This window comes from Roseateles sp. GW821-FHT09G03 (genome assembly GCF_059416045.1).
Window position 1 is genome coordinate 180,004 of record NZ_JBWKOK010000010.1, and the last position, 25,070, is coordinate 205,073.

Below are 25,070 nucleotides of genomic sequence, written 5' to 3' on the forward strand. Positions count from 1 at the left end.
TCCTCGGTCCTTCCTGGGCGTCTTCAGCGGGGCGCGATCAGGCCAGCGCGCGCTGCACGCGCATCGTGGTGTTGATCGTGCGCGCCAGCTTGGTCGCGTATTCGGGGTCGGTGGCGTAGCCGGCCTTCTGCAGGCCCTTGGCGAAGCCTTCGGCGCTGCCGGTGTTGGCCTTGGCGACGACGTCGCGGTAGCGGTCGTTGTTGCCGATCAGCTTGGCGTAGTCCTTGAAGGCCTCTTCATAGCTGCCGTAGGCGCGGAACTTGGCCGTCACCTTGGTCGGCTTGCCGTCGACGTATTCGGTGGTCTGGACCTCGGCGACCTTGCCGGTCCAGTTGGCGCCGGCCTTGATGCCGAAGACGTTGAAGCTGCTCGAGCCGTCCTTGTTCAGGATCTCGCGCTTGCCCCAGCCGGACTCGTGCGCAGCCTGCGCGATCATGAAGCTCGCCGGGATGCCGGTCGACGCCTGCGCCGACTTGGCGGCGGCGTCGTGCTTCAGGATGAAGTCCTGCACGTGCGGCTGCACGTTCTTGACGGCCAGCTGCGGCAGCTGCGGGACCTTGGTCGCGTCCTTGGCGCTCGGCAGTTCGCCGTCCTTGACGCCGAGCTGGCGCTGCAGGTGGCGCTCGATGGCCTGCGACAGGCCGCCGGGCAGGCCGGTCATCTTCGCGGCGTACTGCTGGTCCAGCATCTCGCCGCCCATCTGGGTCGCCGAGTTCTCCATCATCCCGCTGTTCATCGTGGCCTGGCGCATGCTCTTCATCACTTCCTGCATGAAGAGGGCCTCGAACTGGCGCGCGGTCTCCTTGACGGCGGCCTTGGGGTCGCGCGACGCGGTGCCCTTGAGCTGCTCGACGGAGCGCGTGTCGGACGACAGTCCGTTCACGCCCATGCCGAGCGCGGTGCTGAGAGGAGTGGAGAGGGCCATGTCAGATCACCTCGAGTTCGGCGTTCAAGGCGCCGGCGCTCTTCATCGCCTGGAGGATCGCCAGCAGGTCCTGCGGCGTGGCGCCCAGCGTGTTCAGCGCCTTGACGACGTCGTTGAGCCGCGCGCCGGCCGGCAGCTGGATCAGCGAGCCGGGGTCCTGCTTGATCGAGATGTCCGTCTTCTGCGTGACCGTGGTCTGGCCGCCGGACAGCGCGTTGGGCTGGCTGACCTGCGGCGTGCTGGAGATGGTCACCGCCAGGTTGCCGTGCGCGACCGCGCAGGGCTGCAGCGTGACGGCCTGGTTCATGACGACCGAGCCGGTGCGCGCGTTGATGACGATGCGGGCGGACGGGATCTCCTGGTCGAAGCTCAGGTTCTCCATGTCGGCGAGGAAGGCGACGCGCGCGTCCGGCGCCAGCGGCGCGCGGACTTTCACGACGCGGCCGTCCAACGCCATCGCCGTGCCTTCGCCCTTGGACTTGTTGATGGCCTTGGCGACGGCGCGCGCGGTGCCGAAGTCCGAGGCATTCAGGTCCAGCTGCAACCACTCGTTCTGCTGCAGCGGCGTGGGCACGCTGCGCTCGACCAGCGCGCCGCCGGGGATGCGGCCGGCGCTCAGGTGGTTGATCTGGACCTTGGAACCGCCCGCGGACGCGCCGGCGCCGCCGACGACTAGGTTGCCCTGGGCGATCGCGTAGACCTGGCCGTCGGCGCCGCGCAGCGGCGTGGCGATCAGCGTGCCGCCGCGCAGGCTCTTGGCGTTGCCCATGGACGAGACAACGACGTCCAGCGGCTGGCCGGGTTGCGCGAACGGGGGGAGGGAGGTGGTGATCATGACCGCCGCGACGTTGCGCGGCTGCATGGTCACGCCCGGCGGGAGCAGCACGCCGAACTGCTGCAGCATGGCGGTGATGCTCTGGCCGGTGAACGGGGCCTGCGTGGTCTGGTCGCCGGTGCCGTCCAGGCCCACGACGAGGCCGTAGCCGGTCAAGGGGTTGGAACGGACGCCCTGCACCGCGGCGACTTCCTTGATGCGCGTCGCCTCGGCCGGCGTCGCGATCGCGAGCAGGGCCATCAGCGCGAGCAGGCCGGAGGCCAGCAGGCGTGGGGAGCGGGAGAAGAAGCGGGGGAGTGTGTTGGGGTACATCTCGGTCACACGGTTGCAGACTCGTGTGACCGATTGTGGGGAAACTTAAATGGGCGAAAGGTTCAAGAAGAAGCGGGATAGCCAGCCAATTCCATGCGCGTCGGCGACGGCGCCGCGTCCGCGCTGTTCGACCCGGACGTTGGCGATCGCGGTCGAGGCCACGATGTTCCCCTGCCGGATCGACTGCGGGTCGACCTGGCCGTAGAAGCGCAGCACGTCCACGTTGGAATTGACGCCGACCTGCTTCTCGCCCGAGATCAGCAGGTGGCCGTTGGGCAGCACGCCGGTGACGACGGCGGTGATGGTGCCGGAGAAGTCGTTGGTGTTCTCGTTCGTGCCCTTGCCGGTGCTCTTGTTGGAGGACGAGCCCGTCAGTTCGGCCCGGCCGCCGCCGAAGGAATTGGCGGCGATGCCCGGGATCGCGCTCACGCTGGCGCCGATGGCGCCGTTCTTGTCGAGTTCGGAACTCGATTTCTGCGTCGCGCTGACCTTCTCGGTGATCGTCACGGTGACGATGTCGCCGACCAGGCGGGCGCGGTGATCCTCGAACAGCGGACGGTAGTTCGCGTTCTGGTAGATCGCGCCGTTGTTGGCGGAAGCCGGGATCGGCTCGGGCATCTTCACGACCGGTGCCGGCTGCATGTCCACGCGCGGCTGCGGGTACATCGTCGAGCACGCGGTCAACGCGAAGGCGGCCGGCACGAGGGCCAGAGAGACGAGAGAGCGGGGCAGGGACGGGAACGAAGGCATGACGACTCCTAGGATCGCGGACAGGAACGAGGGCCCTCGCATCGTCGCGCGGGCGGTCATCGCCCGGTCGGTCGAAGAGCGGGGCGAGCGCCCGTCAGATCTGCGAGAGCTTCTGAAGCATCTGGTCGGTGGTCGTGATCGCCTTCGAATTCATTTCGTAGGCGCGTTGCGTCTGGATCATCTGGACGAGTTCCTCGACGACGTTGACGTTCGAGGTTTCGACGAAGCCCTGCTGCACCGTGCCCAGGCTGTTCTGGCCGGGGGCGCCGGTCTGCGGCGTGCCGGAGGCGACCGTCTCGGCGTACAGGTTGCCGCCCAGCGACTCCAGCCCCGGCGGGTTGATGAAGTTCGCCAGCTGCAGCTGGCCCAGCGTCGTCGGCGTGGCGCTGGCGGCGGTGGTGACGCTCACCGTGCCGTCGGCGCCGATGGTCAGCGACTTGGCGTCGGCCGGGACGATGATCCCCGGCAGCACGGTGTTGCCGTTGTTGGTGACGACCTGGCCGTTGGCGTCCAGCTGGAAGCTGCCGTCGCGGGTGTAGGCGGTGGTGCCGTCGGGCATCTGGACCTGGAAGAAACCGTTGCCCTTGACGGCGACGTCCAGGTAGTTGGACGTCTGCGTCAGGCTGCCCTGCGAGTGGCTGCGCGAGGTCGCGACCGCGCGCGAGCCCAGGCCGACCTGCATGCCGGTGGGCAGCGTGGTCTGCTCGGTGTTGTTGGCGCCGGGCTGGCGCAGCGTCTGGTACATCAGGTCTTCGAAGACCGCGTGCGACTTCTTGAAACCGTTGGTCGAGACGTTGGCCAGGTTGTGGGAAATCACGTCCAGCTGGGTCTGCTGGGTTTCCATGCCGGTCTTGGCGGTCCAGAGCGAACGAAGCATTTGAAGTCTCCTGAATCCTGTAGCTAAAGCGGTTCCGTACTGCGAACTGTGAGCCCGCGGATCAGCTGTCGGACAGCAGCTTGGAGGCTGCCTGGCCGTGGGTCTGGGCGATCGTCAGCATCTTCATCTGCTGCTCGAACTGGCGGGCGGCGGCGATCATGCCGACCATGGTCTCGACCGGACTCACGTTGGAGCCCTCGAGGGCGCCCGACTGCAGCCGGGCATTGGGATCGGCGGGCAGCGGGTCGCCGCCGTCGGCGATGAACAGGCCGTCCTCGCGGCGCGTGAAGCGGCCGTCCTCGGTGACCAGCTTGATCTTGCCGATGTTGACCGGACGCTGTCCGTCGGCCTTGGCGACCACGGTGCCGTCGTCGCCGATCGAGATCGTCGAGTTGGGCGGCACGGTGATAGGACCGCCGTCGCCTAGCACCTGCAGGCCGTTGCGCATGCGCAGCACGCCGTCCTGGTCGACGTCCATCGAGCCGGCGCGGGTGTAGGCCTCGGTGCCGTCCAGCGCCTGCACCGCCATCCAGGACTTGCCCTTCATGGCGACGTCCAGGTTGCGGTCGGTGGTCGTGATCGGGCCGGCGCTGAGGTCGTGGCCGGTGGTCGTCTCCAGCGCGAAGGCGCGCGTGGACGCGCCCTCGCCGCGGATCGGCACCGCGCGGAACGCCTGCAGCTCGGCCCGGAAGCCGTTGCTGTTGGCGTTGGCCAGGTTGTTGGAAAGCACGTCCTGGCGCGACATCGCCGCCTGGGCGCCGCTCATCGACAGGTAGATCATGCGGTCCATCGGAACTCCTCAGCGATCGGCTATGGGCTGGATCAGGTCGGCGGCGCCGGGATCAGCGCAGGTTGACCAGCGTCTGCAGGACCTGGTCCTGCGTCTTGATGGTCTGCGAGTTGGCCTGGTAGACGCGCTGCGCGGTCATCATGTTCACCAGCTCGGAGGTCAGGTCGACGTTGGATTCCTCCAGCGCGCCCGGGGTCAGCGAGCCGAGGTTGCCGTCGCCGGGAACGCCGACGACCGGATCGCCCGACGAGTTCGTGCGCGCCCAGACGTTGCCGCCCAGCGGCTGCAGGCCTTGGGGGTTGCGGAAGTTGGCGAGCTCGACCTGGCCGGCCGGCTTCGATTCGCCGTTCGAATAACGGGCGGTGACGATGCCGTTGTCTTCCAGCTTGATGCCGACCAGCTGGCCCGGCGCGTAGCCGTTCTGGTTCAGGTCGGTGACGGCGAAGTTGGAGCCGTTCTCGGTCGCCGAGCGCAGGTCGAAGCTGATGCCCTGCACCGACGGATCGGACGGGTCGGCCGGCGGCGCCGGGATCGGCAGCGTCGGGGCGCCCTGCGAGTTCGTGCCGGCGGGGATCTTCAGGTTCAGGAATTCGCTCGGGCCGGGCGAGACCGGCTTGCCGCCGGTGGGCAGGAAGGTCATCTGCGTGAACGGCGTCAGCGGGTTGCCCTTGGCGGTGCCGTCGTCGGTCTCGATCGGGTTGCCCTGCGAGTCGAACTGCACGGCGCTGCCGTTGGCCGTCAGGTAGACGTTCCAGACGGTGTTGCCATTGGCGTCGTCGTTGTTGGCACGCTGGAAGTACATGGTCAGCGCGGTGGGCTGGCCCTTGGCGTCGTACACCGTCATCGACGTCGCGTTGTTGTACGAGGTCGGGTCGTTCAGCGTGATGCCAGTCTTGTCGATCTTGGGCGAGTTCGGATCGGCCGGATCGGTCAGGTCGTAGGCGGCGGTCGGGCCGGCGCGGGAGTCCAGGTTGAACTCCATCTTGATGTCGCTGGTGACCTTGGGGTCGATGCCGCCGGTGGGCAGCTTCAGGCCCTGCGCCAGACCCGGCTGGATCACGCCGTTGGCGTCGGCGGGGTAGCCCATCAGCTTGAGCTGATCGTTGTTGACGATGTTGCCGTCCTTGTCGACCTTGAACTGGCCGTTGCGGGTGTACACCGTCGGGCTCTTGCCGTCGGAGACCTGGAAGAAGCCGGCGCCGTTGATCGCCAGGTCCATCGGGTTCTCGGTGATCGAGATGTTGCCCTGCGTGAACTGCTGGGCCACCGTCTGCACCTGCACGCCGATGCCGACGTCGCTGGTGCCCGCGCCGTTGAGCGAGGCGGCGTACATGTCGGCGAACTCGGCCCGCGACGACTTGGCGCCGTAGGTCTGCGAGTTGGCGATGTTGTTGCCGATGACTTCCAGGTTCTTGCTGGAAGCGTTCAGTCCGGAGAGGCCTTGTTGGAAGCTCATGGGATGTCCTTGGGCGATTCAGGCGAGGTAAAGCGGGGGGCTGGGCTGGGGCGGAATGCTGGGATCAGCCCAGCGAGCGGACCTTGTCGTAATCGACCAGGCCGGAATTCTTGAGTTCGAGCTGCAGCGTGGCGCCGCTCGTGTTGACCGCGCGCACCGTGTCGCGGGTGAGGGTGGTGGCGGTGACCGGGGCGCTGGCGTTGGTCGCCGTGACGCGGAAGCTCAGGTTGGTCGTCTCGGTGGCCTTGGACGCGTCCCAGGTATAGGACTGCATGCCGGCCTTCATCTTGCCGAGGTCCTGCGTGGAGATCACGTCGCCGGCACCGTTGAGGATCTCCAGCTTGACGGCGTCGGCGGCGCCGCCGAGGTCGAAGCTCATCGTGGATTTCCCGTCGGCGACGCTGATCTTGTTGCCGGGGACGGTGACGTCGCGGCCGACCAGGCTCACGCTCTGCAGCGCCTGCATCTGGCCGAACTGGCTGCCCAGGGCCTGGATGCTGCTGTTCAGCGTGCTGACGCCGGTGACCGTCTGGATCTGCGCCATCTGCGTCGTGACGGCGGCGTTGTCCATCGGGTTCATCGGGTCCTGGTTCTGCAGCTGCGCGACCAGCAGCTTCAGGAAACGGTCGGACGTTTCCTGCGCGCTCGTGCCGGTGGCGCTCGCGGCGGCCGTGTTCGAGGCGGCGCCGGTCTTCGTGTTGTTGTTCAGGGCGGTGAAGTCCATGATGGGCGTTCCGTTCGGTTAATAGGAAGAGCGGGCGGTCAGCCCTGGCCCATCTGCAGGGTCTTGAGCAGCAGCGACTTGGCGGTGCCCATGACCTCGAGGTTGTTCTGGTACGAGCGGGAGGCGGAGATCATGTTGACCATCTCCTCCACGCTGTTCACGTTGCTGTACGTGACGTAGCCGTCGGCGTCGGCCAGCTGGTGGCTCGGATCGTGGATGCGGCGGCCGGGGGTCTGGTTCTCCTGGACGCCCACCACCTGCACGCCGACGTCGGTCTGGTCCATGCCGTTCTGGGCCAGCACGCTCTGGAACACGACCTGGCGTGCCTTGTACGCCTGGCCGTCCGGGCCGGCGACGGTGTCCGCGTTGGCCATGTTGCTGGCCACGGCGTTCAGGCGCTGGCTCTGCGCGCTGACGGCGCTGCCGCTGATGTGGAAGATGCTGAACATCGACATGACGGGCTCCTTCTTCTAGCGCGCGATCAGGACGCGTTCGGCGACTTCATCGCGTCCAGCATCGTGCGGATGGAGCCGTTCAGGAATCGCAGCGAGGCCTCGTACTTCACCGTGTTGTCGGCGAAGCTGGCGCGCTCGCGGTCCATGTCGACCGTGTTGCTGTCCATGCTGGTCATCGCGCTGAGGCTGCTCTGCAGCGCGTTCTGCGTGCGCTGGGTCAGGGTCTGGTTGGAATCCGAGGGGTTGGCCGCCGGGGAGGTCGCCATGCGCAGCGCCTTGGCGAAGTCCATGTCCTTGGACTGGTAGCCCGGGGTGTCAGCGTTGGCGATGTTGCTGGCCAGCAGACGCTGACGCTCCGCCCGCAGGGTCAGCGCCTGGGACTGGAAGCTCATCGCGTCGGTCAGTTTGTTCAGCATCTCGTTTCTCCTTCGGACGACCTGTCACCCGTTTCTGTCAGGTTCGAGCATTGTGTTCAGCAGGTCCGAAAACATGAGCGCGATAAGACGGGTGATCCCGGCGCATTTCGAAGCCACCGGCGAGCCCCGGATCCGTACAGTTCCGACCCATGCCGCAAAGCTGCCCCTCCACCCATGCCCGCCACGCGCAGGCGCTGCCCGCCCTGCTGGCGGGGGCGCTGATGTCCGTGTGGCTGATGTTCGGGCTGGTGGATGAGGCCGACGCGCAGACCGCGGCGCCGGTGCAGGTCGCCGTGGCGCCCAATATTTCTGTCAGCGAACCGGGTGGTTCAGGCCTGAACGCGCTGGACGCGACGCTGGAAGATCGTCTGCAGACGCTGGCGATGGCCGGCGCCCGCCAGGTGGCGCCGAACCAGGCCCGCGTGGAGATCGAGATCGGCAAGCTGGACCCGCGCCTGCGCCTGGCGCCCTGCGCGCAGATCCAGCCTTACCTGCCGCCCGGCACCAAGATGTGGGGCCGCAGCCGCCTGGGCCTGCGCTGCGTGGCCGGCGTGACCAAGTGGAACGTGACGCTGCCGCTGACCATCAAGGTCTACGGCCAGGCCTTCGTCGCGGCCGCGGACCTGCCGACCGGCACGGTCCTGACTCAAGAACACTTCCGGCTGGCCGAAGTAGATATTGCCGGTGAAGCCGGCGCCATCTATACACAGACGGATGGCTGGCTCGGGCGTCATCTGGCCAAACCGGTGGCGGCCGGCCAGGCACTGCGCTCCGTGGACCTGAAGCTGCGCCAGTGGGTGCAGCCGGGCGACCGGGTGCAGGTCATGGCGACCGGCGATGGGTATGCGATTGCCGGCGAAGGCCAGGCAATGGGCGTCGGGCTGGAAGGCCAGGATGTCCGCGTGCGTTTCGACAATGGCCGCATGGCCACCGGGCGTACGATCGGTGAACGACGGGTGGAGGTGGTACTGTGATGCCCTTCACCGAGAGATCTGTCTAATTTGTGAAGCGCGGCCCTCAAGTTCTGTCCGGGCGGGTCGATAAACCCGCTAATGGAAGGGTTCCGGAAGTTCTCGGACCCATGGAGAAACACCATGAAGATCGGTAACAACGCTGACATCAACGCCTACTCGAAAGTCGGCGGCACTGCTGCCGGCGCGACCGAGGGTGGCGCCAAGACCGCCAAGGGCGGCGCCGCGGCCCCCTCGAACGAGGGATCCAAGGTCGAACTGTCGAGCACGGCCAGCAGCCTGATCGCAGGCCCCGGCTCGGACGACGGCAGCTTCGACGCGGAGAAGGTCGCCCGCATCGCGAGCGCGATCGAGAAGGGTGAGTTCAAGATCAATGCCGACGCGATCGCCGACAAGCTGATCGCCAACGCGTCCGAGATGCTGGGCCGCACCCAGCAGTCGCACTGAACCGCTCCGTCGCAAGACGCTGAGCTGTAGCGAGCCACGACCCCAGCATTTCCGGTGACGCCCATGACCGCCACGCCTCTGACCACGACCCCCGTCGACCTGGAGCAACCGCTCCAGGACGTCGAAAGCTGCCTGAACCTGCTGGGCGACGCGCTGCATCGACGCGACTCGCAGGCGATCGAGCTGCACGCGGCGTCGCTGCACGCGGCGCTGGCCCGGGCGATCGAGCAGTTCAGCGCGGCCGCCCGCACTGGCACCGTGCCGCAGGGACTGCGTACGCGTCTGATGCAGGCCGGTGGCCGTGTCGCCGCCCAGCGCGAATCGCTGGCCCGCGCCACCGCGGCGCTGGACCGCGCCATCGATGTGCTGATGCCCGGCGAGCCCAGCGGTCTGTACGGCGCGTCCGGCAAGAACGAGCGCAAGTCGGGGCTGGGTGGAGCGATCCAGGCTTAAGCCCGGTTCTCCTCCCCAATGACGAAGGCCACGCAGTGCGTGGCCTTTTGCTTTTCCGCAAGCTTGCATGCGGGTCGGCGCGTTGGCCACAGCCGTCCCCAACCATCGGCGTCCTTCGACGGATCTGCTACCGAGAACCTCGGATGAGGTGAAGGTGGGTCAGGTCGGCGTCCGGGTGGCCTTGCGTCGCAGGCAGTCCAGGTAGACGTGGCCGTCCGGTGGCAGGCCGCTGCGCTGCGAGGTCCAGATCATCTCGCCCAGGCACTCCATGGCCTCGTGGTGGGCCTCGTGCAGCGACTGGCGACGGGCGGCCAGCAGGTCCAGCGCCTGGCGCACGCCCGTCGGCTGGTCGATCTGGTGCTGCTCCATCAGGCTCAGGTGCATGGAAAGGTGCAGGAACGGATTCGTGCGGCCGTCCTCGACCGTGTAGACCGCCGCGAGCGCGGCATCCTCATCGGCGAGTTCGTCGTGGTACTCCGGGTGCTGCTCGATCCAGTCCGAGGCGATGGCCTCCATCGGCGTCAGCGGCAGCTTGTCGCGGTACTTGCGGAAGGTCTGGCAGAAGAAGCGCCTGACCTCGAGTTGGGAAGGGGCAAACATAAGCGCGTGATTGTCGCCGGCCTCGTCAGGCCTTGTCGGGCAGGGGATGCTCGGAGGAGGCCGATGCCGCGCCGGGCGCTGCTCCCGGCGCCAGATGCGGCTCCTGCCACGGGTTGCGGACCTTGCCCTCCGCCAGCGCCTTGCGCTCCGCCGCCAGGCGTTCCTCCAGCTGTTCGCGGCCACGCTTGGACATCGCGATCAGCGTGTCCAGGTCGCCGCGGTGCGGGCGCAGTTCCTCGGTCTGCTCGACGGTGTGCCGCCGGAAGCGCCACGCCATCTGCCGCGCCGCGTGCGGCTCCCAGCCCAGCTGCTGCAGCACGCTGCGCGCGCTCATGAGCGCGGAGTCCAGCGTCTCGCGTTCGATCAGCTCGACGCCCAGTTCTCGCAGCGCGTAGTAGTGCTGGACGTTGCGCGCCCGCGCGACGATGGTCAGGTGCGGGAAGTGCTGCCGCGCGATCTCGGCGATCTTGACGCTGTGGTTGAAGTCGTCGACCGCCAGCACCAGGACCCGCGCCTGCTGGGCGCCTGCGGTGCGCAGCAGCTCCAGCCGCGTCGCGTCGCCCCAGAAGACCCGCCAGCCGAAGCGCCGCAGCGATTCGACGGTGTCGGCGTCGTGGTCCAGCACCGTCGCCGGAATGCCGTTGGCGAAGAGCATCCGGCCGATGATCTGCCCGTAGCGCCCGAAGCCCGCGATGATCACCGTCGACTCCTGCTGTTCGGTGAGTTCATGCGGGGACTTGCGCTCGATCTGGCCGGCGCGCCGCTGCGCCCAGGCGAGCAGGGCCGGCGTCAGCGCCAGCGACAGCGCCACCGCCGCCACCAGCACGGAGCGCTGCGAGGCGTCCAGCAGCGTCGCCTGCTCCGCGAGCTGGAAGACGACGAAGCCGAATTCACCGCCCTGCGCCAGCAGGATGACGAAGACCGCGCGCTCCGGCCTGGGCAGGCCCATCGCCCGGCCCAGCACCGCCAGCACCAGGCCCTTGCACAGCCACAGGGCGGCCAGCAGGCCCAGCACCGCCAGCGGCTTCTGCCACAGCACGGTCAGGTCCAGGCCCATGCCCACGGCGATGAAGAACATCCCGAGCAGCAGGCCCTTGAAGGGCTCCAGGTCGGCCTCGAGCGCGCGGCGGTACTCGCTCTCGGCGAGCAGCACGCCGGCCGCGAACGCGCCCAGCGCCATGGAGAGCCCCACCTTCTGCATCAGCATCGCCGCGGCCAGCACCAGCAGCAGCGAGGCGGCGGTGAAGATCTCCGGCGTGCCGCTGCGCGCGATCCAGCGCAGCAGCGGCCGCAGCAGCAGCCGGCCGCCGAGCACGATCAGCACCAGCGCGCCGAGGGCCAGCCAGATGCGGTAGCCGGAATGCCCCGCCGCGGGCCGGCCCTGGCTGGCCAGGATGGGCACCAGCGCCAGCACCGGGATCGCGGCGATGTCCTGCAGCAGGGCGACGCTGATGACGCTCTGGCCGGCGCGCGTGTTGCCGAGGTTCTTTTCGCTGAGCGTGGCCAGCGCGACCGCCGTCGACGACATCGCCAGCCCCAGGGCTGCGATGACGGCGGCATGCCAGTCGGCATCGAGGAAGAACGATGGGATCAGCAGCAGCGCCGCGCAGCCCAGCATCTGCGCCGAGCCCCAGCCGAAGATCGGGCGGCGCATCGCCCACAGGCGCTTGGGCTCGAGCTCCAGGCCGACCAGGAACATCATCAGCACGACGCCGAATTCGCCGACCTCCAGGACCGTCGCCGGTTGGCTGATCAGCCCCAGCACCTGCGGGCCGAGCAGCACGCCCGCGACGAGGTAGCCGAGGATCGAGCCCAGCTTCAGCCCGCGCGCCAGCGGCACCGCGAGCACCGCCGCAGCCAGCAGCACCAGCGGTGTCAGCAGCCAGTTGCCCTGGGCGCCGTGCGCCGCGGCTTCGGTCGCCGTCACGGCGGCGGAGGCGGCGGCCATCGCGGCCGATGCCGCGTTCATCGGGGTGGAGACGTCCATCAGACCGGCGCTCCTTCCTCGCGCACCGGGCGCTCGTCGTCGGGGACGGCCTCCTGGTCCGGCTCGGGCTGGTGCTCGCACCATTCGGGCAGGGCGCGGAGTCCTTCCAGGAAGGCCTGCGCATGGGCCTGGACCTGCTCGGCCGACGCCTTCTGCGCGCCATGCAGGATCAGCGGCGGCAGGAAGCGCATGCCGCACAGCGCGGCCGTCTGCGCGTAGGGCAGCAGGAAGTCGCCGACCGGATGGCGGTTGTAGCCTTCCGCGCTGTACGAGTGCTCGCTCCCGCCGGCCGAGGTCACCAGCCACAGCTCCTTGCCGTGCAGCGCGTGGCCGGTCTGCCCATACGCGAAGCCGACGCTCAGCACCTCGTCCACCCACAGCTTCATCAGCGCGGGCATGCCGTACCAGTGCATCGGATGCAGCCAGACCAGCATCTCGGCCTCGCGCAGCGCCTCCTGCTCGGCGTGCGTGTCGATCGAGTAGTCCGGGTACAGCGCGTAGAGGTCGCGCACGCGGACATTGGGCAGGCCGTGCGCGGCGGACAGCATCGCCCGCGTGACGCGGGAATGGGCCAGGTCCGGGTGCGCGGCCAGGATGAGGATGGAGGAGGGGGCGCTCATGGCGGCCGATTTTGCGGCATCGCATAACATCCGACGCACCTCATCGAGGAGAGGAGAGGCCATGCCGGTGATCCTGGTCGCCAACCCCAAGGGCGGGGTCGGCAAGAGCACGCTCGCGAGCAACGTCGCGGGATTCCTGGCCCATCGCGGCCGCGCGGTCATGCTGGGCGACATCGACCGCCAGCAGTCCTCCGCGCGCTGGCTGGCGCAGCGGCCCGCGGCACTGCCGGCGATCCGCGGCTGGGAGCTGGCCTCGGTCGAGCAGTTGCGGACGCCCAAGGGCGTGTCGCACGCGGTGCTCGACACCCCCGCCGGCCTGCACGGGAAGAAGCTGGCGCAGGCGCTCAAGGTGGCGGACCGCGTGGTCATTCCGCTGCAACCCAGCCTCTTTGACATCCAGGCGACATACGACTTCGTGCGCGAGCTGCAAGATGCATCGCAGGATCGTGGCAAGTCCGGCGCGCTCGACATCGGCCTCGTGGCGATGCGGGTGCGCGAGGGGACGCTGTCGCAGCAGCAGCTGCACCAGTTCATCGAGCAGCTCGGGCTGCCGCTGCTGGCCGAGTTGCGCGACACCCAGAACTACGTGCAGCTGGCCGCGCGCGGCCTGACGCTCTGGGACATCGCCCCCGGCCGGGTGGCCCGCGATCTGGAACAGTGGCAGCAACTCTGCGCCTGGCTGGATCAGCCGGTGAAGGGGAAGGACGGCAAGGACTGACCCCTTGCGTTCCCCCTCTTAACCGCTTCCCCTCTTCCCGGGGCCTGCCGGCGCTGAAGACTTCAGAACGACAGGAGACCGGGATGCGGATGTTCGAGAAGCTGGAAGACCTGACGCCCCTCGTGGGGCAGGAGATCGGCGTGTCCGACTGGATCGTGGCGGACCAGCCGCGGATCCAGGCCTTCGCCGACGCGACCGAAGACCAGCAGTGGATCCACACCGACCCGGCGCGCGCCGCGGACGGTCCTTTCGGCACCACCATCGCGCATGGCTTCCTGACGCTCAGCCTGTTGCCGCGCTTCTACGAGACCGCCTTCCGGGTGCGGGAGGTCCGCATGGGGATCAACTACGGCCTGGACCGCGTGCGTTTCCCGGCGCCGGTGCCGGTCGGCAGCCGGCTGCGGGGGCGCTTCGTGCTCAAGCGCCTGGAGCCGGTCGAGGGCGGGGTGCAGATGATGGTCGAGGTGACCGTCGAGCGCGAGACCGGCGGGAAGCCGGTCTGCATCGCGGAATCGCTGACGCGCCAGTACCGCTGAGCCGCCCCTGCGGACCCATCCGCGGCGCCAGCCGAGGATGGGCGTTTGTCGCCCGCGGGTGGCATTTCCATCATTTCAGACGCTGGCATTTTCCATCGACACACTCGACGGACGGCCTTCACACGCCGATACCACGATGTGCGAATACAAAAATGTCAGTTTGCCAATAGAACTTTCTACTGTTTCAGATGCCACCGTAAGGGGGAGTGCCTGTCCGGAAGCGCCCGCCTATGATCGCGCCCTGATTCGAAAGTTATTCGGTGCGGCCGGTGGGGAGTCTCCCCTCGTCGAAGTCCGACCATCCAAGGAGAGACACCCGTGAGGGTTTTGCTGATCGACGACCACCCGCTGATCCTGGCCGCGCTGCAGACTGTGATTCAAGGCTTGGGAGAAGACGTGCAGGTGCTGGGCGCCGACAGTGCGGCTCAGGCCCGCGACACACTGAAATCGCGCCAGGACTTCGATCTGGTGCTGCTGGACCTGAACCTGGGCGACGCCAGCGGATTCGATGTGCTGGAAGAGTTCCGCGCTCAATACCCGTCGCTGCCGGTGGTGGTGATCTCCGCCTCCGACCGCGCGAGTGACGTGATCCGCGCGATCGACCAGGGCGCGATGGGATTCATCCCCAAGCGCACGGGCAACGACGTGTTGGCGCAGGCGCTGAAGCTGGTGATGTCGGGCGGGATCTACGTGCCGCCGATGTCGCTGGGGTCGGATGTGGCGCCGGAACCGGAGCCGGTTGCCGTTGCCGAGGCCGCGTCGGGCAACGCCAAGCTGCATCAGGTCCAGGCGCTGGCCAGCCAGGCCGGCTACCAGACCACGGCCGGGCTTGAGAGCCTGCAACTGACACCGCGCCAGACCGATGTGCTGGCGCTGCTGCTGCAAGGCAAGCCGAACAAGATCATCGCGCGCGAGTTGGGCGTGTCGGTGGAGACGATCAAAGACCACGTCGCCGCGGTGCTGAAGGCGCTGGGAGTCAGCTCGCGCACGCAGGCCGTGCTGGCGGTGGGTCAGATGGTCCAGCGGCAGCCGAATGCCGCGTTCACGACCTTCCGCTGACGCCAAGTGTCGCGCCAGGCCACGTGCTCTGGCTCAAGGAACAACGCCGGGTTCGACCCGGCGTTTTGCATGGCAGGTGACGTGGCGGTGCTCAGCTCGGCGAATAGGCCAGCCGCACGTAGATCGGCGCGAAGGCTTCGGCCTGCGTGATCTCGACGAGGCGCTCCCGCGCCAGTTCGAGCATCGCGATGAAGGACACGACCAGCACCTGCGAGCCCTTGTCCAGCTCGAACAGGTCCTCGAACTCCACGAAGCGTTCGCCTTGCAGCCGGCGCAGCAGGTGCGACATGTACTCGCGCACCGACAGCTGCTCGCGAGAGATCTTGTGATGCTGGTTGAGCTTGGCGCGGCGCATCAGGTCCGCCCAGGCCGCGCGCAGGTCGTCGACGTGCACGTCCGGCAACCGTGGCGCCAGCGACTGCTCGATGTGGATCTGCGCCCGCAGGAAGTCGCGCCCCAGCACCGGCATCTGATCGAGTCGCAGCGCGGCCTGCTTCATCTGCTCGTACTCGAGCAGCCGGCGGACCAGTTCCGCGCGGGGATCCTCGACCTCGCCGCCGTCCTCGGACTTCTTGGGCGGCAGCAGCATCCGCGACTTGATCTCGATCAGCATCGCGGCCATCAGCAGGTACTCGCTGGCCAGTTCGAGGTTGTGCTTGCGCAGTTGCTCGACGTAGCTGAGGTACTGCCGCGTGACCTCGGCCAGCGGGATGTCGAGGATGTTGAAGTTCTGCTTGCGGATCAGGTACAGCAGCAGGTCCAGCGGCCCCTGGAAGGCCTCGAGGAAGACCTCGAGCGCATCCGGCGGGATGTAGAGGTCCTGCGGCATGTCGAACAGCGGTTCGCCGTACAGCCGCGCGACGGCGACATGGTCGACCGTTTCGGGCGTGGAAGCATCGCCGCCCTGATCCGCCGGAGGATCCGGCAGCGTCAGGGCGGTGTCGCGGTGGTCGTCTGCGTTGCTCACGCGGGGAACGACGATGGCGCGAAGCGGATCGCGGTCCGGCTTATTCCGACTTGGTCTGGTAGACGTAGGCCTGCTGCGACACGCGTGCGTCGTTGTAGCCGGCTTGCGCCTGGCGGTCCTGCTCGCGGTCCCACAGCAGGGCGCGGCCGGCGCGTTGTTCAGCTTCCAGCGTCGGCTTCTTGGCCTTCAGTTCATTGATGAACTGCGTGGCTTCGGATTCGTACTTCTTCCAGAACAGCGGCATGGTCGTCTCTTGATCGAGTGTTCGAAAACTGGGGGGATTCTAGGCGGTCGGTGTCGTCGGAGCCTGTGCTCAGCGAACGCGCATGCCAGGTTGAGCGCCCGGGAAGGGTTCCAGCACGAAGATGCCGGGATTCGCCTTCTCGTCCGCATGGCTGGCGGCCAGCACCATGCCCTCGGACACGCCGAACTTCATCTTGCGCGGCGCCAGGTTGGCGACCATCACCGTGAGCTTGCCTTCGAGCTGCTCCGGCTGATAGGCGCTCCGGATGCCGCTGAACACGTTGCGCAGGCGGCCCTCGCCGACGTCCAGCGTCAGGCGCAGCAGTTTGTCCGAGCCGTCGACCAGCTCGGCCTTCACGATCTTGGCGATGCGCAGGTCGACCTTGGCGAAGTCGTCGATCTTGATCTCGGGCGCGAGTTCCTCGCCGCCGGGAACGACCTTGGGCGGCGCGGGCGGTTCGAACAGCGCTTCCAGCAGCTTCGGGTCGACGCGCTGCATCAGATGCTCATAGCCGCCGATCTTGTGCGCGCCCAGCGCGCGATCGGCGTCGACGAAGGTCATCGGCGCGACCTGCAGGAAGGCCTCGACCTTCGCCACCAGCGCCGGCAGCACGGGCTTCAGGTAGATCGACAGCAGGCGGAAGGCCTCGATGCAGACGGTGCAGACGTCCTGCAGCACCTGGTCCTTGCCCTCGAGCTTGGCGAGGTCCCAGGGCTTGTTCTGGTCCACGTACTCGTTGACGCGGTCGGCCAGCAGCATGATCTCGCGCAGCGCCTTGCCGAACTCGCGGGTCTCGTAGAGCTCGACGATCGTTCCCTTGTGCGCGCGCAGGCCGTCCAGCAGCGCGCGGCCCTCGACGCCGACATCGGCCGACAACTGGCCGCCGAAGCGCTTGGACAGGAAACCCGCCGCGCGGCTGGCGATGTTGATGTACTTGCCGACCAGGTCCGAGTTGACGCGGGCGACGAAGTCCTCGGGGTTGAAGTCGACGTCCTCGACCTTGCTGTTGAGCTTGGCCGCCAGGTAGTAGCGCAGCCACTCCGGATTCATGCCCAGCGACAGGTACTTCAGCGGATCCAGGCCGGTGCCGCGGCTCTTGGACATCTTCTCGCCGCCGTTGACAGTGAGGAAGCCGTGCACGAACACGTGGTTGGGCGTCTTGCGGCCGCTGAAGTGCAGCATCGCCGGCCAGAACAGCGTGTGGAAGTAGGTGATGTCCTTGCCGATGAAGTGGATCTGCTCGGTGGACTCGTCCTTGATGAACGCGTCGAAGTCGCGGCCGGTCTTGCCGAAGTAGTTCTTCAGCGAGGCCAGGTAGCCGATCGGCGCGTCCAGCCAGACGTAGAAGTACTTGCCCGGCGCGTCGGGGATCTCGATGCCGAAGTAGGGCGCGTCGCGGCTGATGTCCCAGTCACCCAGGCCGCCCTTGCCGTCCTCGTCCTTGGCGAACCATTCCTTGATCTTGTTGAGCACCTCCGGCTGCAGGCGGCCGGGCGCCTGCGTCCACTGCTCGAGGAACTCGACGCAGCGCGGGTCGGACAGCTTGAAGAAGTAGTGCTCGGAGCTCTTCATCACCGGCGTCGCGCCGGTCAGCACCGAGAACGGGTTCTTCAGCTCGGTCGGCGTGTACACCGCGCCGCAGACTTCGCAGGAGTCGCCGTACTGGTCCTTCGCGCCGCACTTCGGGCACTCGCCCTTGATGAAGCGGTCGGGCAGGAACATCGCTTTCTGCGGATCGAAGAACTGCTCGATGGTCTTGACGGCGATCAGCTCGTTGGCGCGCAGCGACTTGTAGATCTCCTTGGACAGCTCGTGGTTCTCCGCGCCGTCGGTGGAGTGCCAGTTGTCGAAGCTGATGTGGAAACCGTCGAGGTACTGCTGCCGGCCCGACGCGATGTCGGTGACGAACTGCTGCGGGCTCTTCCCCGCCTTCTCGGCCGCGATCATGATCGGCGCGCCGTGCGCGTCGTCGGCGCAGACGAAGTGCACCTCGCTGCCCTGCATCCGCTGGAAGCGCACCCAGATGTCGGCCTGGGTGTACTCCATGATGTGGCCAATGTGGAAATTCGCATTGGCGTACGGGAGGGCGGTGGTGACGAAGATCTTGCGTGTCATGGCGCTGAGGAGGCGGCTTGTTGTGAAGCTGCGGTTCTTCTCCCCGCGCCCGGAGCCTGGATGGGCCATGCGGTCGCGCGGGGGGAACCGGCCATTTTAGGCGCCGGAAGGCGGCGTCGGGCGCGCCGCGTAACGCTGGGCGAGCCACGAGCACAGGATCAGCTGCAGCTGGTGATAGAACATGATGGGCAGGACGATCACGCCGACCGCAGGATGGGCGCCGAACAGCAGCTTGGCCATCGGCACGCCGGAGGCCAGCGTCTTCTTGGAGCCGCAGAACACGGCGGCGATCTCGTCCTCGACCGACAGACCCATCGCGCGGGCCGCCAGACGGCTCAGCACGATGACGACGGCCAGGAACAGCGCCGCGCCGAGGGCCGCCTTGACCAGCAGCTCCGCGCCGTGGTCGCGCCACAGGCCCGAGGCCACCGAGTCGCTGAAGGCCGACAGCACCAGCAGGATGATGACCCAGCGGTCGATCAGCGTGATGCGCGACTTGTGGCGCGTGTAGAAGCCCAGCAGCACCGGGCGCAGCAGCTGGCCGGCGACGAGCGGCAGCAGCAGCAGCTGGGTCAGCTTCCAGACCGCCTCGCCGAAGGGCAGCGTCGCGCCGCTGGTGCCGGCCATCAGCGCCACCAGCAGCGGCGTCAGCACGATGCCGAGCAGGCTGGAGACACTGGCGTTGAAGATCGCGGCCGGCACGTTGCCCTTGGCCAGCACCGTCATCGCCACGGAGGACGAGATGGTCGACGGCAGGGCGCAGAGGTAGGCGAAGCCCAGGGCCAGGTCTTGCGGCAGCCAGCGGCCGAAGAGGGCGCTGAAGCCCCACCACAGCAGCGGGAAGAGCGCGTAGGTGCTGAGCTGCACCAGCACGTGGACCTTCCACTTGAGCGCGCCGTCGCGCAGCGCCGCGGCGGACAGGCCCAGCCCGGTCAGGAAGAACACCAGCGCCACGCCCCAGTTGCTGACGACCTCCAGCCGGAGCCATCCGCCGCTGCGGCCCAGCTCGGGCCAGAAGCTGGCCAACGCCACCGCGCCGACCAGTGCCAGCAGAAACCACTCCTTGCGGAGCCAGGACCGGATGCCCATCGCCAACCTTTCGCCGGCGCTCGGCCGGCACGTCACAACCATCGGGAAAAAACGGGGGAAAAACGGGGGAGAAACAGGGACAAGGCCGGCACTCTAGCGGGACCGTGACTTGCCCACCTGTCATCGGCCTTGCCGCTGCGCCGATTTCGCCTCGTGCTGAAACGCTGGTCGCCCCGGATGTCGGATTCGTGACGCGGCCTGGTGCATTCATGACGGCATTCGCACGGGCGAGCGAGCCCGCGATCGACAGATGCGACTGGACTTGTAACGGTCCGGTGGTCTGTCGCAGCGTCCAGACACCCCCTCGACACCCCGTCGAAGGGGTGTCCGACCTCGTCCTGCGGTTCAAGCAAACGCGCTAAATGCTTGATTTCAAAGACCCCGGAAAGCTATCCACCGAGACTGTGGATAACTGTGTGGGAAACCTGCCGGGGATTGCTCTAAACCCTTGATCGACGGACTCCCGAGGTTCCGTGCCTCATTTCCGGGCAAGCGAAATCGCGCCATATGAATCAATGACTTGGCGGCGTCCCGGGAAAACGAGCAGCTGCGATGCAGCAGCGGGGTCCCCGGGACCGGTGGAGCGGCTGAATGGGGATAAGTCAAGCCCCGCATCCTCGAATTTTGGGTTGACAACCCTCCGATGACGCCGGAAGAGGCGACCGGACGGTAGCGCTGTCGTCCCTCCGCACGGAGGATCTATCCCCCGCCGCTGTGGACAAGCATGTGTGTCACTTGGCGATGACGCTTGCAAGTGCTTGTCACGACCGGTATTCCGGTGGTTTGCTCAAAATTGAGGCAGTCAACGACCGATCCGTGACGACGCTTCGGCGGGACATGACAGGTCCGTGATGGTGTCTGGCGGGTGTCGGCACCGTGCGGGCCGGGCAGGCCCCTAAAGGGAGGGCCTCGGCGCACCGCTAAAATCGCGACTTTGCAAACGCATTCCTCATTTCTTTCATGACGCAGGCAGTGGCGGGCAATACCTCGGGGCGGTCGGGCGCTGGCAAGACCCCGGAACTTTTTGAACTGAAGAGCGCCTCGCTGAGCCTGCTCTCCCTCGTCCTGAAGACGGCCGATCCGGCCGCGCTCGACGCGGAGCTCCAGGCCAAGCTGGGCGAGACGCCCGACGCGTTCCACCACGATCCGCTGCTGCTCGACCTGAGCCAGCTGCCGGTGGTGGCGGAGGCGGTCGAGGAGGCGACGCAGGGCGCGGAGCCGGTTGAGGCCATCGATGGCCAGGGACAACTGAGCCTGGAAGCCGGGACGCTGGTCGACACGGCGGACGAGGCCGCCGAGCCCGTCGCCCGCGTGGACATCGCCGCGGTGCTGCCGCTGCTGCGCCGTCACCGTCTGCAGCCGGTCGGCGTGGTCGGCGCGAATGCCGCGGAACTGGCGCAGGCGGCTGAACTGGGTCTGGCCGAGGCGCCCGACCTGCCGGCGCGCGTCGAGCGTGAATCCCGCGAACCCCGCGTCGAGAAGGTCGTCCAGCAGGTGATCAAGGAAGTCGTCGTCGAGCGGCCGGTGGAAGTCCCGGTGCCGGCCGAGTCCAGGACCGTCTACGTCGACAAGCCGCTGCGTTCCGGCCAGCAGGTCTACGCCAAGGGCGCCGACCTGGTCGTGCTGGCGGCGGTGAACCACGGCGCCGAGGTGATCGCCGACGGCAGCATCCACGTCTACGCGCCGCTGCGCGGCAAGGCGATCGCGGGCGCGCGCGGCAACACCGACGCGCGCATCTTCGCGCAGCAGCTCGAGGCCGAACTGATCGCCATCGCCGGCATCTACCGCACCAGCGAGAACCCGCTGCCGGACAACGTGCGCGGCAAGGCGGCGCAGGTCCGGCTCGACGGCGAAAAGCTGCTGATGGAGCCGTTGGGCACCTGAGCCCGCGGACCATCCCCCACCAGACACTCTGAAAAAAAGGACCTAGCCCCATGACCAAGATCGTTGTGGTGACTTCCGGCAAGGGCGGCGTCGGCAAGACCACCACCAGTGCCAGCTTTGCCACCGGCCTCGCGATGCGCGGCTACAAGACGGCCGTCATCGACTTCGACGTCGGCCTGCGCAACCTCGACCTGATCATGGGCTGCGAGCGCCGCGTCGTGTACGACCTGATCAACGTCATCAACGACGAGATCAAGCTCAGCCAGGCGCTGATCAAGGACAAGCAGCTGGACAAGCTCTTCATCCTGGCGGCCTCGCAGACGCGCGACAAGGACGCGCTGAAGCAGGAGGGCGTCGAGCGCGTGCTGGAAGAGCTCAAGGCGATGGAGTTCGACTTCATCGTCTGCGACTCGCCGGCCGGCATCGAGACGGGCGCGCTGATGGCCATGCACTACGCCGACGAGGCGCTGGTGGTGACCAACCCCGAGGTCTCCTCGGTGCGCGACAGCGACCGCATCCTGGGCATGCTCAACAGCAAGACCAAACGGGCGATCGAAGGCAAGGAGCCCGTCAAGGAGCACCTGCTGATCACGCGCTACAACCCCAACCGGGTCGAGGGCGGGCAGATGCTGTCGCTGGAGGACATCCACGAGATCCTGCGCACGCCGCTGATCGGCGTGATCCCGGAGAGCGAAGTGGTGCTGCAGGCCTCCAACCAGGGTCTGCCGGCCATCCACATGAAGGGAACGGATGTTGCCGAGGCCTATGCCGACGTCATCGCCCGTTTCCTGGGCGAGGACAAGCCGATGCGTTTCGTCGAGGCCGTGAAGCCGGGCTTCTTCAAGCGTCTGTTCAGCCGCTGACACCCGAGGGAGAGACCATGGGATTCATGTCCTTCTTCCTGGGCGAAAAGAAAAGCACCGCCAGCGTTGCCAAGGAGCGCCTGCAGCTGATCCTCGCCCATGAACGCAACGGTCGCGGCGCGAGCCCCGACTACCTGCCGCAACTGCAGCGTGAGCTGCTCGCGGTCATCTCGAAGTACGTCTCCATCAACCCGGACGACATCAAGGTCCACATGGAACGCCAGGACGACCTCGAAGTCCTCGAAGTGAAGATCGAGCTGCCCGAAGGCCGCAAGCTCTGACCCTCACAGCCTGAAGACGGCGACCGCCTGGTTCAACTGGGCAGCCTGCTGCTTCAGGCTCTCTGCCGCCGCGGCCGATTCCTCGACGAGCGCGGCGTTCTGCTGCGTGACCTGGTCCAACTGCGTGATGGCATCGCCGACCTGGTCGATGCCCTGGCTCTGTTCGGCGCTCGCGTTGCTGATCTCCGCGATCAGGACCGAGACCTGCTGCACCTGGTCGACGATCTGGCCCATCGTCTCGCCCGCCGAGCCCGCGATGCGGGTACCGGCCTCCACCCGGGTGCCGCTGTCGCTGATCAAGGTCTTGATCTCCTTGGCCGCCGCCGCGCTGCGCTGCGCCAGCGCGCGCACCTCGCTGGCCACGACGGCGAAGCCGCGTCCCTGCTCGCCGGCACGCGCGGCCTCCACGGCCGCGTTCAAGGCCAGGATGTTGGTCTGGAAGGCGATGCCGTCGATGGTGCCGATGATGTCGGTGATGCGGCGGGAGCTCTCGTTGATCTGGTGCATCACCGCCACCACCTGCTGCACCGCCTGGCCGCCTTCGGCCGCGACTGCGGAGGCGCTCTGCGCCAGTTGGGTCGCCGTGCGCGCGGTCTCGGCGTTCTGCTTCACCGTCGCGGTGAGCTCTTCCATCGACGCCGCCGTCTGCTCCAGGTTGGCCGCCTGCTCCTCGGTCCGCTGCGACAGGTCGGCGTTGCCGCTGGCGATCTCGCCGGTGCCCGTCGCGATCGAGTCGCTGCTCATCCGCACCTGACCGACGATGCGGGTGAGGCTCTCGTTCATCCGCTGGAGCGCTCCCAGCAACTGCCCCGTCTCGTCACGGCTGTCGACGCGGATCTCCGAGCGCAGATCGCCGGCCGCGACGGCCTCCGCGACCTTCACTGCCTGCGCCATCGGCGTCACGATCGCGCGGCTCAGCAGCCAGGCGGTGAACAGCCCCACCGCCGCGATCACGACGGCGCCCAATCCCGCCTGCCAGCGCAGCGCCGTGCGCGCGCCGGCCGCGGCCTGGCGCGCCTCCTCCGCGTGCCCCTCCTGCATCGCGACGAACTGCCCGATCGCTTCGAGGTAAACCTTCACCGACGGCACGTACTCGTTCTGCACGATGCGGCTGGTGGCGCTCCAGTCGCCGGCCGCGCCGGCTTCGCGCGCCTTCTTGCTCGCGGCGAGCAGCGTCTGCCCCAGCCCGACGATCTCCTTGAGCTTGGCCTGGTCCTCCGGGCGCTTGGCCTCGGCGGCGATCTGCTCGCGCAGCTTGGCCACCTCCGGCGCGTCGTTGGCGATGTTGGCCTTGAAGAGCTCGCCCACGGCCGGGTCCGAGCTGATCGCGCTGGCCATGCTGCGCGCCACCGCCGTCTGCGTGATGCCTTGCCACTGGACGGACTTGCGGATGATGTCCTGCGCGTCGTTGATCGCCGCCGTGGACTCGCTCGTGATGCGATCGCTGCGCCAGAGCGTGAACATGCCCACCACGAGCATCGCCACGATCAACAGCACGATCGCGCCGTTGAGCTTGCTGGTCAGGGGAAGGTCGTTGAGCCGCATCGCTGTCTCCTGGAGGTTCTGGTTTTTCGATGAAAGGATCTGGACGCACCGATTCTGAGCATCGCTTCGTGACGCTGCCAAGAGAGCTTCCGCCCGCCACGGTCCCGTGTAATCCCCTATGCCTGAAACGCCGCCGCGTCACTAGGGTGACGCGAGGCGGTCGGGGTGGTCGATAGACTGACTCGAACAGCCGAAATCAAGGCGCCCGTGCGCTGTCGGACCGCGTCCCGCGCGGCCCGGCAGCCGAGAGGCACCGGCCAAAAATATCCAGGAGACGACATGGCACTGATGGGCCAGATGATGTCGATGCCCTTGCTGATCTCATCGTTGATCCAGCATGCGGCGCGCCATTCCGGGGATACCGAGATCGTCAGCAAGCGGGTCGAGGGCGACCTGCATCGCACCACCTGGGCCGCGGTCGAGTTCCGCGCCCGGCAGCTCGCGCAGGCCTTCGCGCGGCTCGGGCTGACGCCCGGCGAACGCGTCGGCACGCTGGCCTGGAACGGCCACCGCCACCTCGAGATCTACTACGGCACGTCGGGTTCCGGCCTGGTCTGCCACACGATCAATCCGCGCCTGTTCCCCGAGCAGATCGCGTGGATCTCCGGCGACGCCGACGACCGCGCGCTGTGCTTCGACCTGACCTTCCTGCCGCTGGTCGAGAAGATCGCGCCGCAGCTGGGCCAGGTGCGCCACTTCATCCTGATGAGCGACCGCGCCCACATGCCGGCGGAGTCCTCGATCCCGAACCTGCGCTGCTACGAGGACCTCGTGAACGCCGAGGACGGGAACTACGTCTGGCCCGAGTTCGACGAGAACACCGCCTCCAGCATCTGCTACACGAGCGGCACGACCGGCCACCCGAAGGGCGCCGTCTACAGCCACCGCAGCTCGGTCCTGCATGCCTACGGCGCGGCGCTGCCGGACGCGATGGCGTCCTCGCGCCGCGACGTGATCCTGCCGGTGGTGCCGATGTTCCACGTCAACGCGTGGGGCCTGCCCTACAGCACGGCGCTGGTCGGTTGCAAGCTGGTGCTGCCCGGACCGCACCTGGACGGGAAGTCGCTCTACGAGCTGTTCGAGGTTCTATGGTTCCTTTCAAGCTCCAAGGGACGAGAGCATCGCTGGATTGAATCGTTGCCCACTGTTCC

27 protein-coding genes are annotated in these 25,070 nt (G+C 67.5%); 10 read left to right on the forward strand and 17 right to left on the reverse strand.

Translation table 11 applies throughout. The features are described from left to right. Positions 1-37 precede the first annotated feature (37 nt). The 9 genes from flgJ to flgB all read right to left on the reverse strand — a co-directional run bounded on the left by flgJ (position 38) and on the right by flgB (position 7,540). Entirely contained in the window at positions 38-925 is an 888-nt protein-coding gene (gene flgJ / locus AC07OZ_RS27535; protein ID WP_495470217.1) for a flagellar assembly peptidoglycan hydrolase FlgJ, read from the reverse strand. A gap of 1 nt (position 926) precedes the next feature. After that, on the reverse strand, positions 927-2,072 hold the full coding sequence (locus AC07OZ_RS27540; protein WP_495470218.1) for a flagellar basal body P-ring protein FlgI: 1,146 nt from the start codon (positions 2,070-2,072) through the stop codon (positions 927-929). 45 nt (positions 2,073-2,117) lie between these two features. Then, on the reverse strand, positions 2,118-2,822 hold the full coding sequence (locus AC07OZ_RS27545) for a flagellar basal body L-ring protein FlgH (protein WP_495470219.1): 705 nt from the start codon (positions 2,820-2,822) through the stop codon (positions 2,118-2,120). Positions 2,823-2,916: 94 nt separating this feature from the next. Continuing rightward, entirely contained in the window at positions 2,917-3,699 is a 783-nt protein-coding gene (flgG, locus tag AC07OZ_RS27550; RefSeq protein ID WP_067276032.1) for a flagellar basal-body rod protein FlgG, read from the reverse strand. 61 nt (positions 3,700-3,760) lie between these two features. Then, on the reverse strand, positions 3,761-4,489 hold the full coding sequence (gene flgF, locus AC07OZ_RS27555) for a flagellar basal-body rod protein FlgF (RefSeq protein WP_495470220.1): 729 nt from the start codon (positions 4,487-4,489) through the stop codon (positions 3,761-3,763). 52 nt (positions 4,490-4,541) lie between these two features. After that, on the reverse strand, positions 4,542-5,945 hold the full coding sequence (gene flgE / locus AC07OZ_RS27560) for a flagellar hook protein FlgE (RefSeq protein WP_495470221.1): 1,404 nt from the start codon (positions 5,943-5,945) through the stop codon (positions 4,542-4,544). 64 nt (positions 5,946-6,009) lie between these two features. Then, complete coding sequence (locus tag AC07OZ_RS27565) at positions 6,010-6,669, reverse strand: flagellar hook assembly protein FlgD (RefSeq protein ID WP_495470222.1); 660 nt, start codon at positions 6,667-6,669, stop codon at positions 6,010-6,012. Positions 6,670-6,707: 38 nt separating this feature from the next. Next, positions 6,708-7,124, reverse strand: a complete 417-nt coding sequence (gene flgC / locus AC07OZ_RS27570) for a flagellar basal body rod protein FlgC (protein WP_297526474.1) — start codon at positions 7,122-7,124, stop codon at positions 6,708-6,710. 26 nt (positions 7,125-7,150) lie between these two features. Continuing rightward, the gene (gene flgB, locus AC07OZ_RS27575; protein WP_495470223.1) at positions 7,151-7,540 is read right to left on the reverse strand and encodes a flagellar basal body rod protein FlgB; all 390 of its coding nucleotides are present in this window, start codon (positions 7,538-7,540) and stop codon (positions 7,151-7,153) included. Between the two features lie 149 nt (positions 7,541-7,689). Between flgB and flgA the strand changes: the two genes are divergently transcribed. The 3 genes from flgA (at position 7,690) to AC07OZ_RS27590 (ending at position 9,411) form a co-directional block, all read left to right on the forward strand. Then, positions 7,690-8,514 carry a flagellar basal body P-ring formation chaperone FlgA gene (gene flgA / locus AC07OZ_RS27580; RefSeq protein ID WP_495470224.1) on the forward strand — a complete coding sequence of 275 codons (825 nt, stop codon included), beginning with the start codon at positions 7,690-7,692 and terminating at the stop codon, positions 8,512-8,514. 120 nt (positions 8,515-8,634) lie between these two features. Further along, a complete protein-coding gene (gene flgM, locus AC07OZ_RS27585; protein ID WP_088403447.1) occupies positions 8,635-8,958 on the forward strand; it encodes a flagellar biosynthesis anti-sigma factor FlgM in 324 nt (107 codons plus the stop codon). A gap of 63 nt (positions 8,959-9,021) precedes the next feature. Further along, positions 9,022-9,411 carry a hypothetical protein gene (locus AC07OZ_RS27590; RefSeq protein WP_067276007.1) on the forward strand — a complete coding sequence of 130 codons (390 nt, stop codon included), beginning with the start codon at positions 9,022-9,024 and terminating at the stop codon, positions 9,409-9,411. A gap of 159 nt (positions 9,412-9,570) precedes the next feature. Here AC07OZ_RS27590 and AC07OZ_RS27595 read toward each other — a convergent pair whose 3' ends face one another. Genes AC07OZ_RS27595 through kefF form a run of 3 tightly spaced genes read right to left on the reverse strand, consistent with a single transcriptional unit; the run spans position 9,571 to position 12,618 of the window. Beyond that, positions 9,571-10,011 (reverse strand): DUF1841 family protein, encoded by a 441-nt coding sequence (locus tag AC07OZ_RS27595; RefSeq protein ID WP_331614954.1) that lies wholly within the window; start codon positions 10,009-10,011, stop codon positions 9,571-9,573. A gap of 25 nt (positions 10,012-10,036) precedes the next feature. Further along, positions 10,037-11,998, reverse strand: coding sequence for a glutathione-regulated potassium-efflux system protein KefC (kefC, locus tag AC07OZ_RS27600; protein ID WP_495470225.1), 1,962 nt, complete (start codon positions 11,996-11,998; stop codon positions 10,037-10,039). Beyond that, positions 11,998-12,618 (reverse strand): glutathione-regulated potassium-efflux system oxidoreductase KefF, encoded by a 621-nt coding sequence (gene kefF / locus AC07OZ_RS27605; RefSeq protein ID WP_495470226.1) that lies wholly within the window; start codon positions 12,616-12,618, stop codon positions 11,998-12,000. The genes kefC and kefF overlap by 1 nt, the downstream gene beginning before the upstream one ends. A 61-nt stretch (positions 12,619-12,679) precedes the next feature. On the opposite strand from kefF, the gene AC07OZ_RS27610 reads away from it, so the two are divergent. The 3 genes from AC07OZ_RS27610 to AC07OZ_RS27620 all read left to right on the forward strand — a co-directional run bounded on the left by AC07OZ_RS27610 (position 12,680) and on the right by AC07OZ_RS27620 (position 14,931). After that, positions 12,680-13,336, forward strand: coding sequence for a ParA family protein (locus tag AC07OZ_RS27610; protein WP_495470227.1), 657 nt, complete (start codon positions 12,680-12,682; stop codon positions 13,334-13,336). An 83-nt stretch (positions 13,337-13,419) separates the two neighbouring features. Beyond that, positions 13,420-13,872, forward strand: coding sequence for a MaoC family dehydratase (locus AC07OZ_RS27615; RefSeq protein ID WP_495470228.1), 453 nt, complete (start codon positions 13,420-13,422; stop codon positions 13,870-13,872). Positions 13,873-14,190: 318 nt separating this feature from the next. Next, a complete protein-coding gene (locus AC07OZ_RS27620) occupies positions 14,191-14,931 on the forward strand; it encodes a response regulator (RefSeq protein WP_495470229.1) in 741 nt (246 codons plus the stop codon). Positions 14,932-15,022: 91 nt separating this feature from the next. Here the strand turns inward: AC07OZ_RS27620 and AC07OZ_RS27625 are convergent, their stop codons facing one another. From AC07OZ_RS27625 to AC07OZ_RS27640, 4 genes are all read right to left on the reverse strand, one after another. Next, positions 15,023-15,898, reverse strand: coding sequence for a segregation and condensation protein A (locus tag AC07OZ_RS27625; RefSeq protein WP_495470230.1), 876 nt, complete (start codon positions 15,896-15,898; stop codon positions 15,023-15,025). 40 nt (positions 15,899-15,938) lie between these two features. Beyond that, the gene (locus tag AC07OZ_RS27630) at positions 15,939-16,142 is read right to left on the reverse strand and encodes a DUF3460 family protein (RefSeq protein ID WP_331614960.1); all 204 of its coding nucleotides are present in this window, start codon (positions 16,140-16,142) and stop codon (positions 15,939-15,941) included. A 69-nt stretch (positions 16,143-16,211) separates the two neighbouring features. Next, a complete protein-coding gene (metG, locus tag AC07OZ_RS27635; protein ID WP_495470231.1) occupies positions 16,212-18,257 on the reverse strand; it encodes a methionine--tRNA ligase in 2,046 nt (681 codons plus the stop codon). A gap of 96 nt (positions 18,258-18,353) precedes the next feature. Next, on the reverse strand, positions 18,354-19,346 hold the full coding sequence (locus tag AC07OZ_RS27640; RefSeq protein ID WP_495470232.1) for a bile acid:sodium symporter family protein: 993 nt from the start codon (positions 19,344-19,346) through the stop codon (positions 18,354-18,356). A gap of 960 nt (positions 19,347-20,306) precedes the next feature. Between AC07OZ_RS27640 and minC the strand changes: the two genes are divergently transcribed. Genes minC through minE form a run of 3 tightly spaced genes read left to right on the forward strand, consistent with a single transcriptional unit; the run spans position 20,307 to position 22,374 of the window. Continuing rightward, entirely contained in the window at positions 20,307-21,230 is a 924-nt protein-coding gene (minC, locus tag AC07OZ_RS27645) for a septum site-determining protein MinC (protein ID WP_495470233.1), read from the forward strand. Between the two features lie 50 nt (positions 21,231-21,280). Further along, positions 21,281-22,093 (forward strand): septum site-determining protein MinD, encoded by an 813-nt coding sequence (gene minD, locus AC07OZ_RS27650; protein ID WP_297526444.1) that lies wholly within the window; start codon positions 21,281-21,283, stop codon positions 22,091-22,093. 17 nt (positions 22,094-22,110) lie between these two features. Beyond that, positions 22,111-22,374: a cell division topological specificity factor MinE gene (gene minE / locus AC07OZ_RS27655; protein WP_088403459.1), complete on the forward strand. Its 264-nt coding sequence runs from the start codon at positions 22,111-22,113 to the stop codon at positions 22,372-22,374. Between the two features lie 3 nt (positions 22,375-22,377). On the opposite strand, the gene AC07OZ_RS27660 is transcribed toward minE, so the two are convergent. Beyond that, positions 22,378-23,919 (reverse strand): methyl-accepting chemotaxis protein, encoded by a 1,542-nt coding sequence (locus AC07OZ_RS27660; protein ID WP_495470234.1) that lies wholly within the window; start codon positions 23,917-23,919, stop codon positions 22,378-22,380. Positions 23,920-24,198: 279 nt separating this feature from the next. Between AC07OZ_RS27660 and AC07OZ_RS27665 the strand changes: the two genes are divergently transcribed. Then, the coding region (locus tag AC07OZ_RS27665) for an AMP-binding protein (protein WP_495470235.1) at positions 24,199-25,070 on the forward strand (872 nt) is incomplete at its 3' end.

Coding starts and splice junctions, on each gene's coding strand:
- AC07OZ_RS27545 (WP_495470219.1), bottom strand. CDS start 2,822: ATGCCTTCGTTCCCGTCCCTGCCCCGCTCTCTCGTCTCTCTGGCCCTC.
- kefC (WP_495470225.1), bottom strand. CDS start 11,998: ATGGACGTCTCCACCCCGATGAACGCGGCATCGGCCGCGATGGCCGCC.
- flgB (WP_495470223.1), bottom strand. CDS start 7,540: ATGCTGAACAAACTGACCGACGCGATGAGCTTCCAGTCCCAGGCGCTG.
- AC07OZ_RS27595 (WP_331614954.1), bottom strand. CDS start 10,011: ATGTTTGCCCCTTCCCAACTCGAGGTCAGGCGCTTCTTCTGCCAGACC.
- flgA (WP_495470224.1), top strand. CDS start 7,690: ATGCCGCAAAGCTGCCCCTCCACCCATGCCCGCCACGCGCAGGCGCTG.
- AC07OZ_RS27660 (WP_495470234.1), bottom strand. CDS start 23,919: ATGCGGCTCAACGACCTTCCCCTGACCAGCAAGCTCAACGGCGCGATC.
- flgM (WP_088403447.1), top strand. CDS start 8,635: ATGAAGATCGGTAACAACGCTGACATCAACGCCTACTCGAAAGTCGGC.
- AC07OZ_RS27615 (WP_495470228.1), top strand. CDS start 13,420: ATGCGGATGTTCGAGAAGCTGGAAGACCTGACGCCCCTCGTGGGGCAG.
- flgJ (WP_495470217.1), bottom strand. CDS start 925: ATGGCCCTCTCCACTCCTCTCAGCACCGCGCTCGGCATGGGCGTGAAC.
- minD (WP_297526444.1), top strand. CDS start 21,281: ATGACCAAGATCGTTGTGGTGACTTCCGGCAAGGGCGGCGTCGGCAAG.
- flgF (WP_495470220.1), bottom strand. CDS start 4,489: ATGGACCGCATGATCTACCTGTCGATGAGCGGCGCCCAGGCGGCGATG.
- metG (WP_495470231.1), bottom strand. CDS start 18,257: ATGACACGCAAGATCTTCGTCACCACCGCCCTCCCGTACGCCAATGCG.
- AC07OZ_RS27610 (WP_495470227.1), top strand. CDS start 12,680: ATGCCGGTGATCCTGGTCGCCAACCCCAAGGGCGGGGTCGGCAAGAGC.
- minC (WP_495470233.1), top strand. CDS start 20,307: ATGACGCAGGCAGTGGCGGGCAATACCTCGGGGCGGTCGGGCGCTGGC.
- flgC (WP_297526474.1), bottom strand. CDS start 7,124: ATGTCGATGTTCAGCATCTTCCACATCAGCGGCAGCGCCGTCAGCGCG.
- AC07OZ_RS27565 (WP_495470222.1), bottom strand. CDS start 6,669: ATGGACTTCACCGCCCTGAACAACAACACGAAGACCGGCGCCGCCTCG.
- AC07OZ_RS27640 (WP_495470232.1), bottom strand. CDS start 19,346: ATGGGCATCCGGTCCTGGCTCCGCAAGGAGTGGTTTCTGCTGGCACTG.
- AC07OZ_RS27590 (WP_067276007.1), top strand. CDS start 9,022: ATGACCGCCACGCCTCTGACCACGACCCCCGTCGACCTGGAGCAACCG.
- kefF (WP_495470226.1), bottom strand. CDS start 12,618: ATGAGCGCCCCCTCCTCCATCCTCATCCTGGCCGCGCACCCGGACCTG.
- AC07OZ_RS27630 (WP_331614960.1), bottom strand. CDS start 16,142: ATGCCGCTGTTCTGGAAGAAGTACGAATCCGAAGCCACGCAGTTCATC.
- AC07OZ_RS27540 (WP_495470218.1), bottom strand. CDS start 2,072: ATGTACCCCAACACACTCCCCCGCTTCTTCTCCCGCTCCCCACGCCTG.
- minE (WP_088403459.1), top strand. CDS start 22,111: ATGGGATTCATGTCCTTCTTCCTGGGCGAAAAGAAAAGCACCGCCAGC.
- flgE (WP_495470221.1), bottom strand. CDS start 5,945: ATGAGCTTCCAACAAGGCCTCTCCGGACTGAACGCTTCCAGCAAGAAC.
- flgG (WP_067276032.1), bottom strand. CDS start 3,699: ATGCTTCGTTCGCTCTGGACCGCCAAGACCGGCATGGAAACCCAGCAG.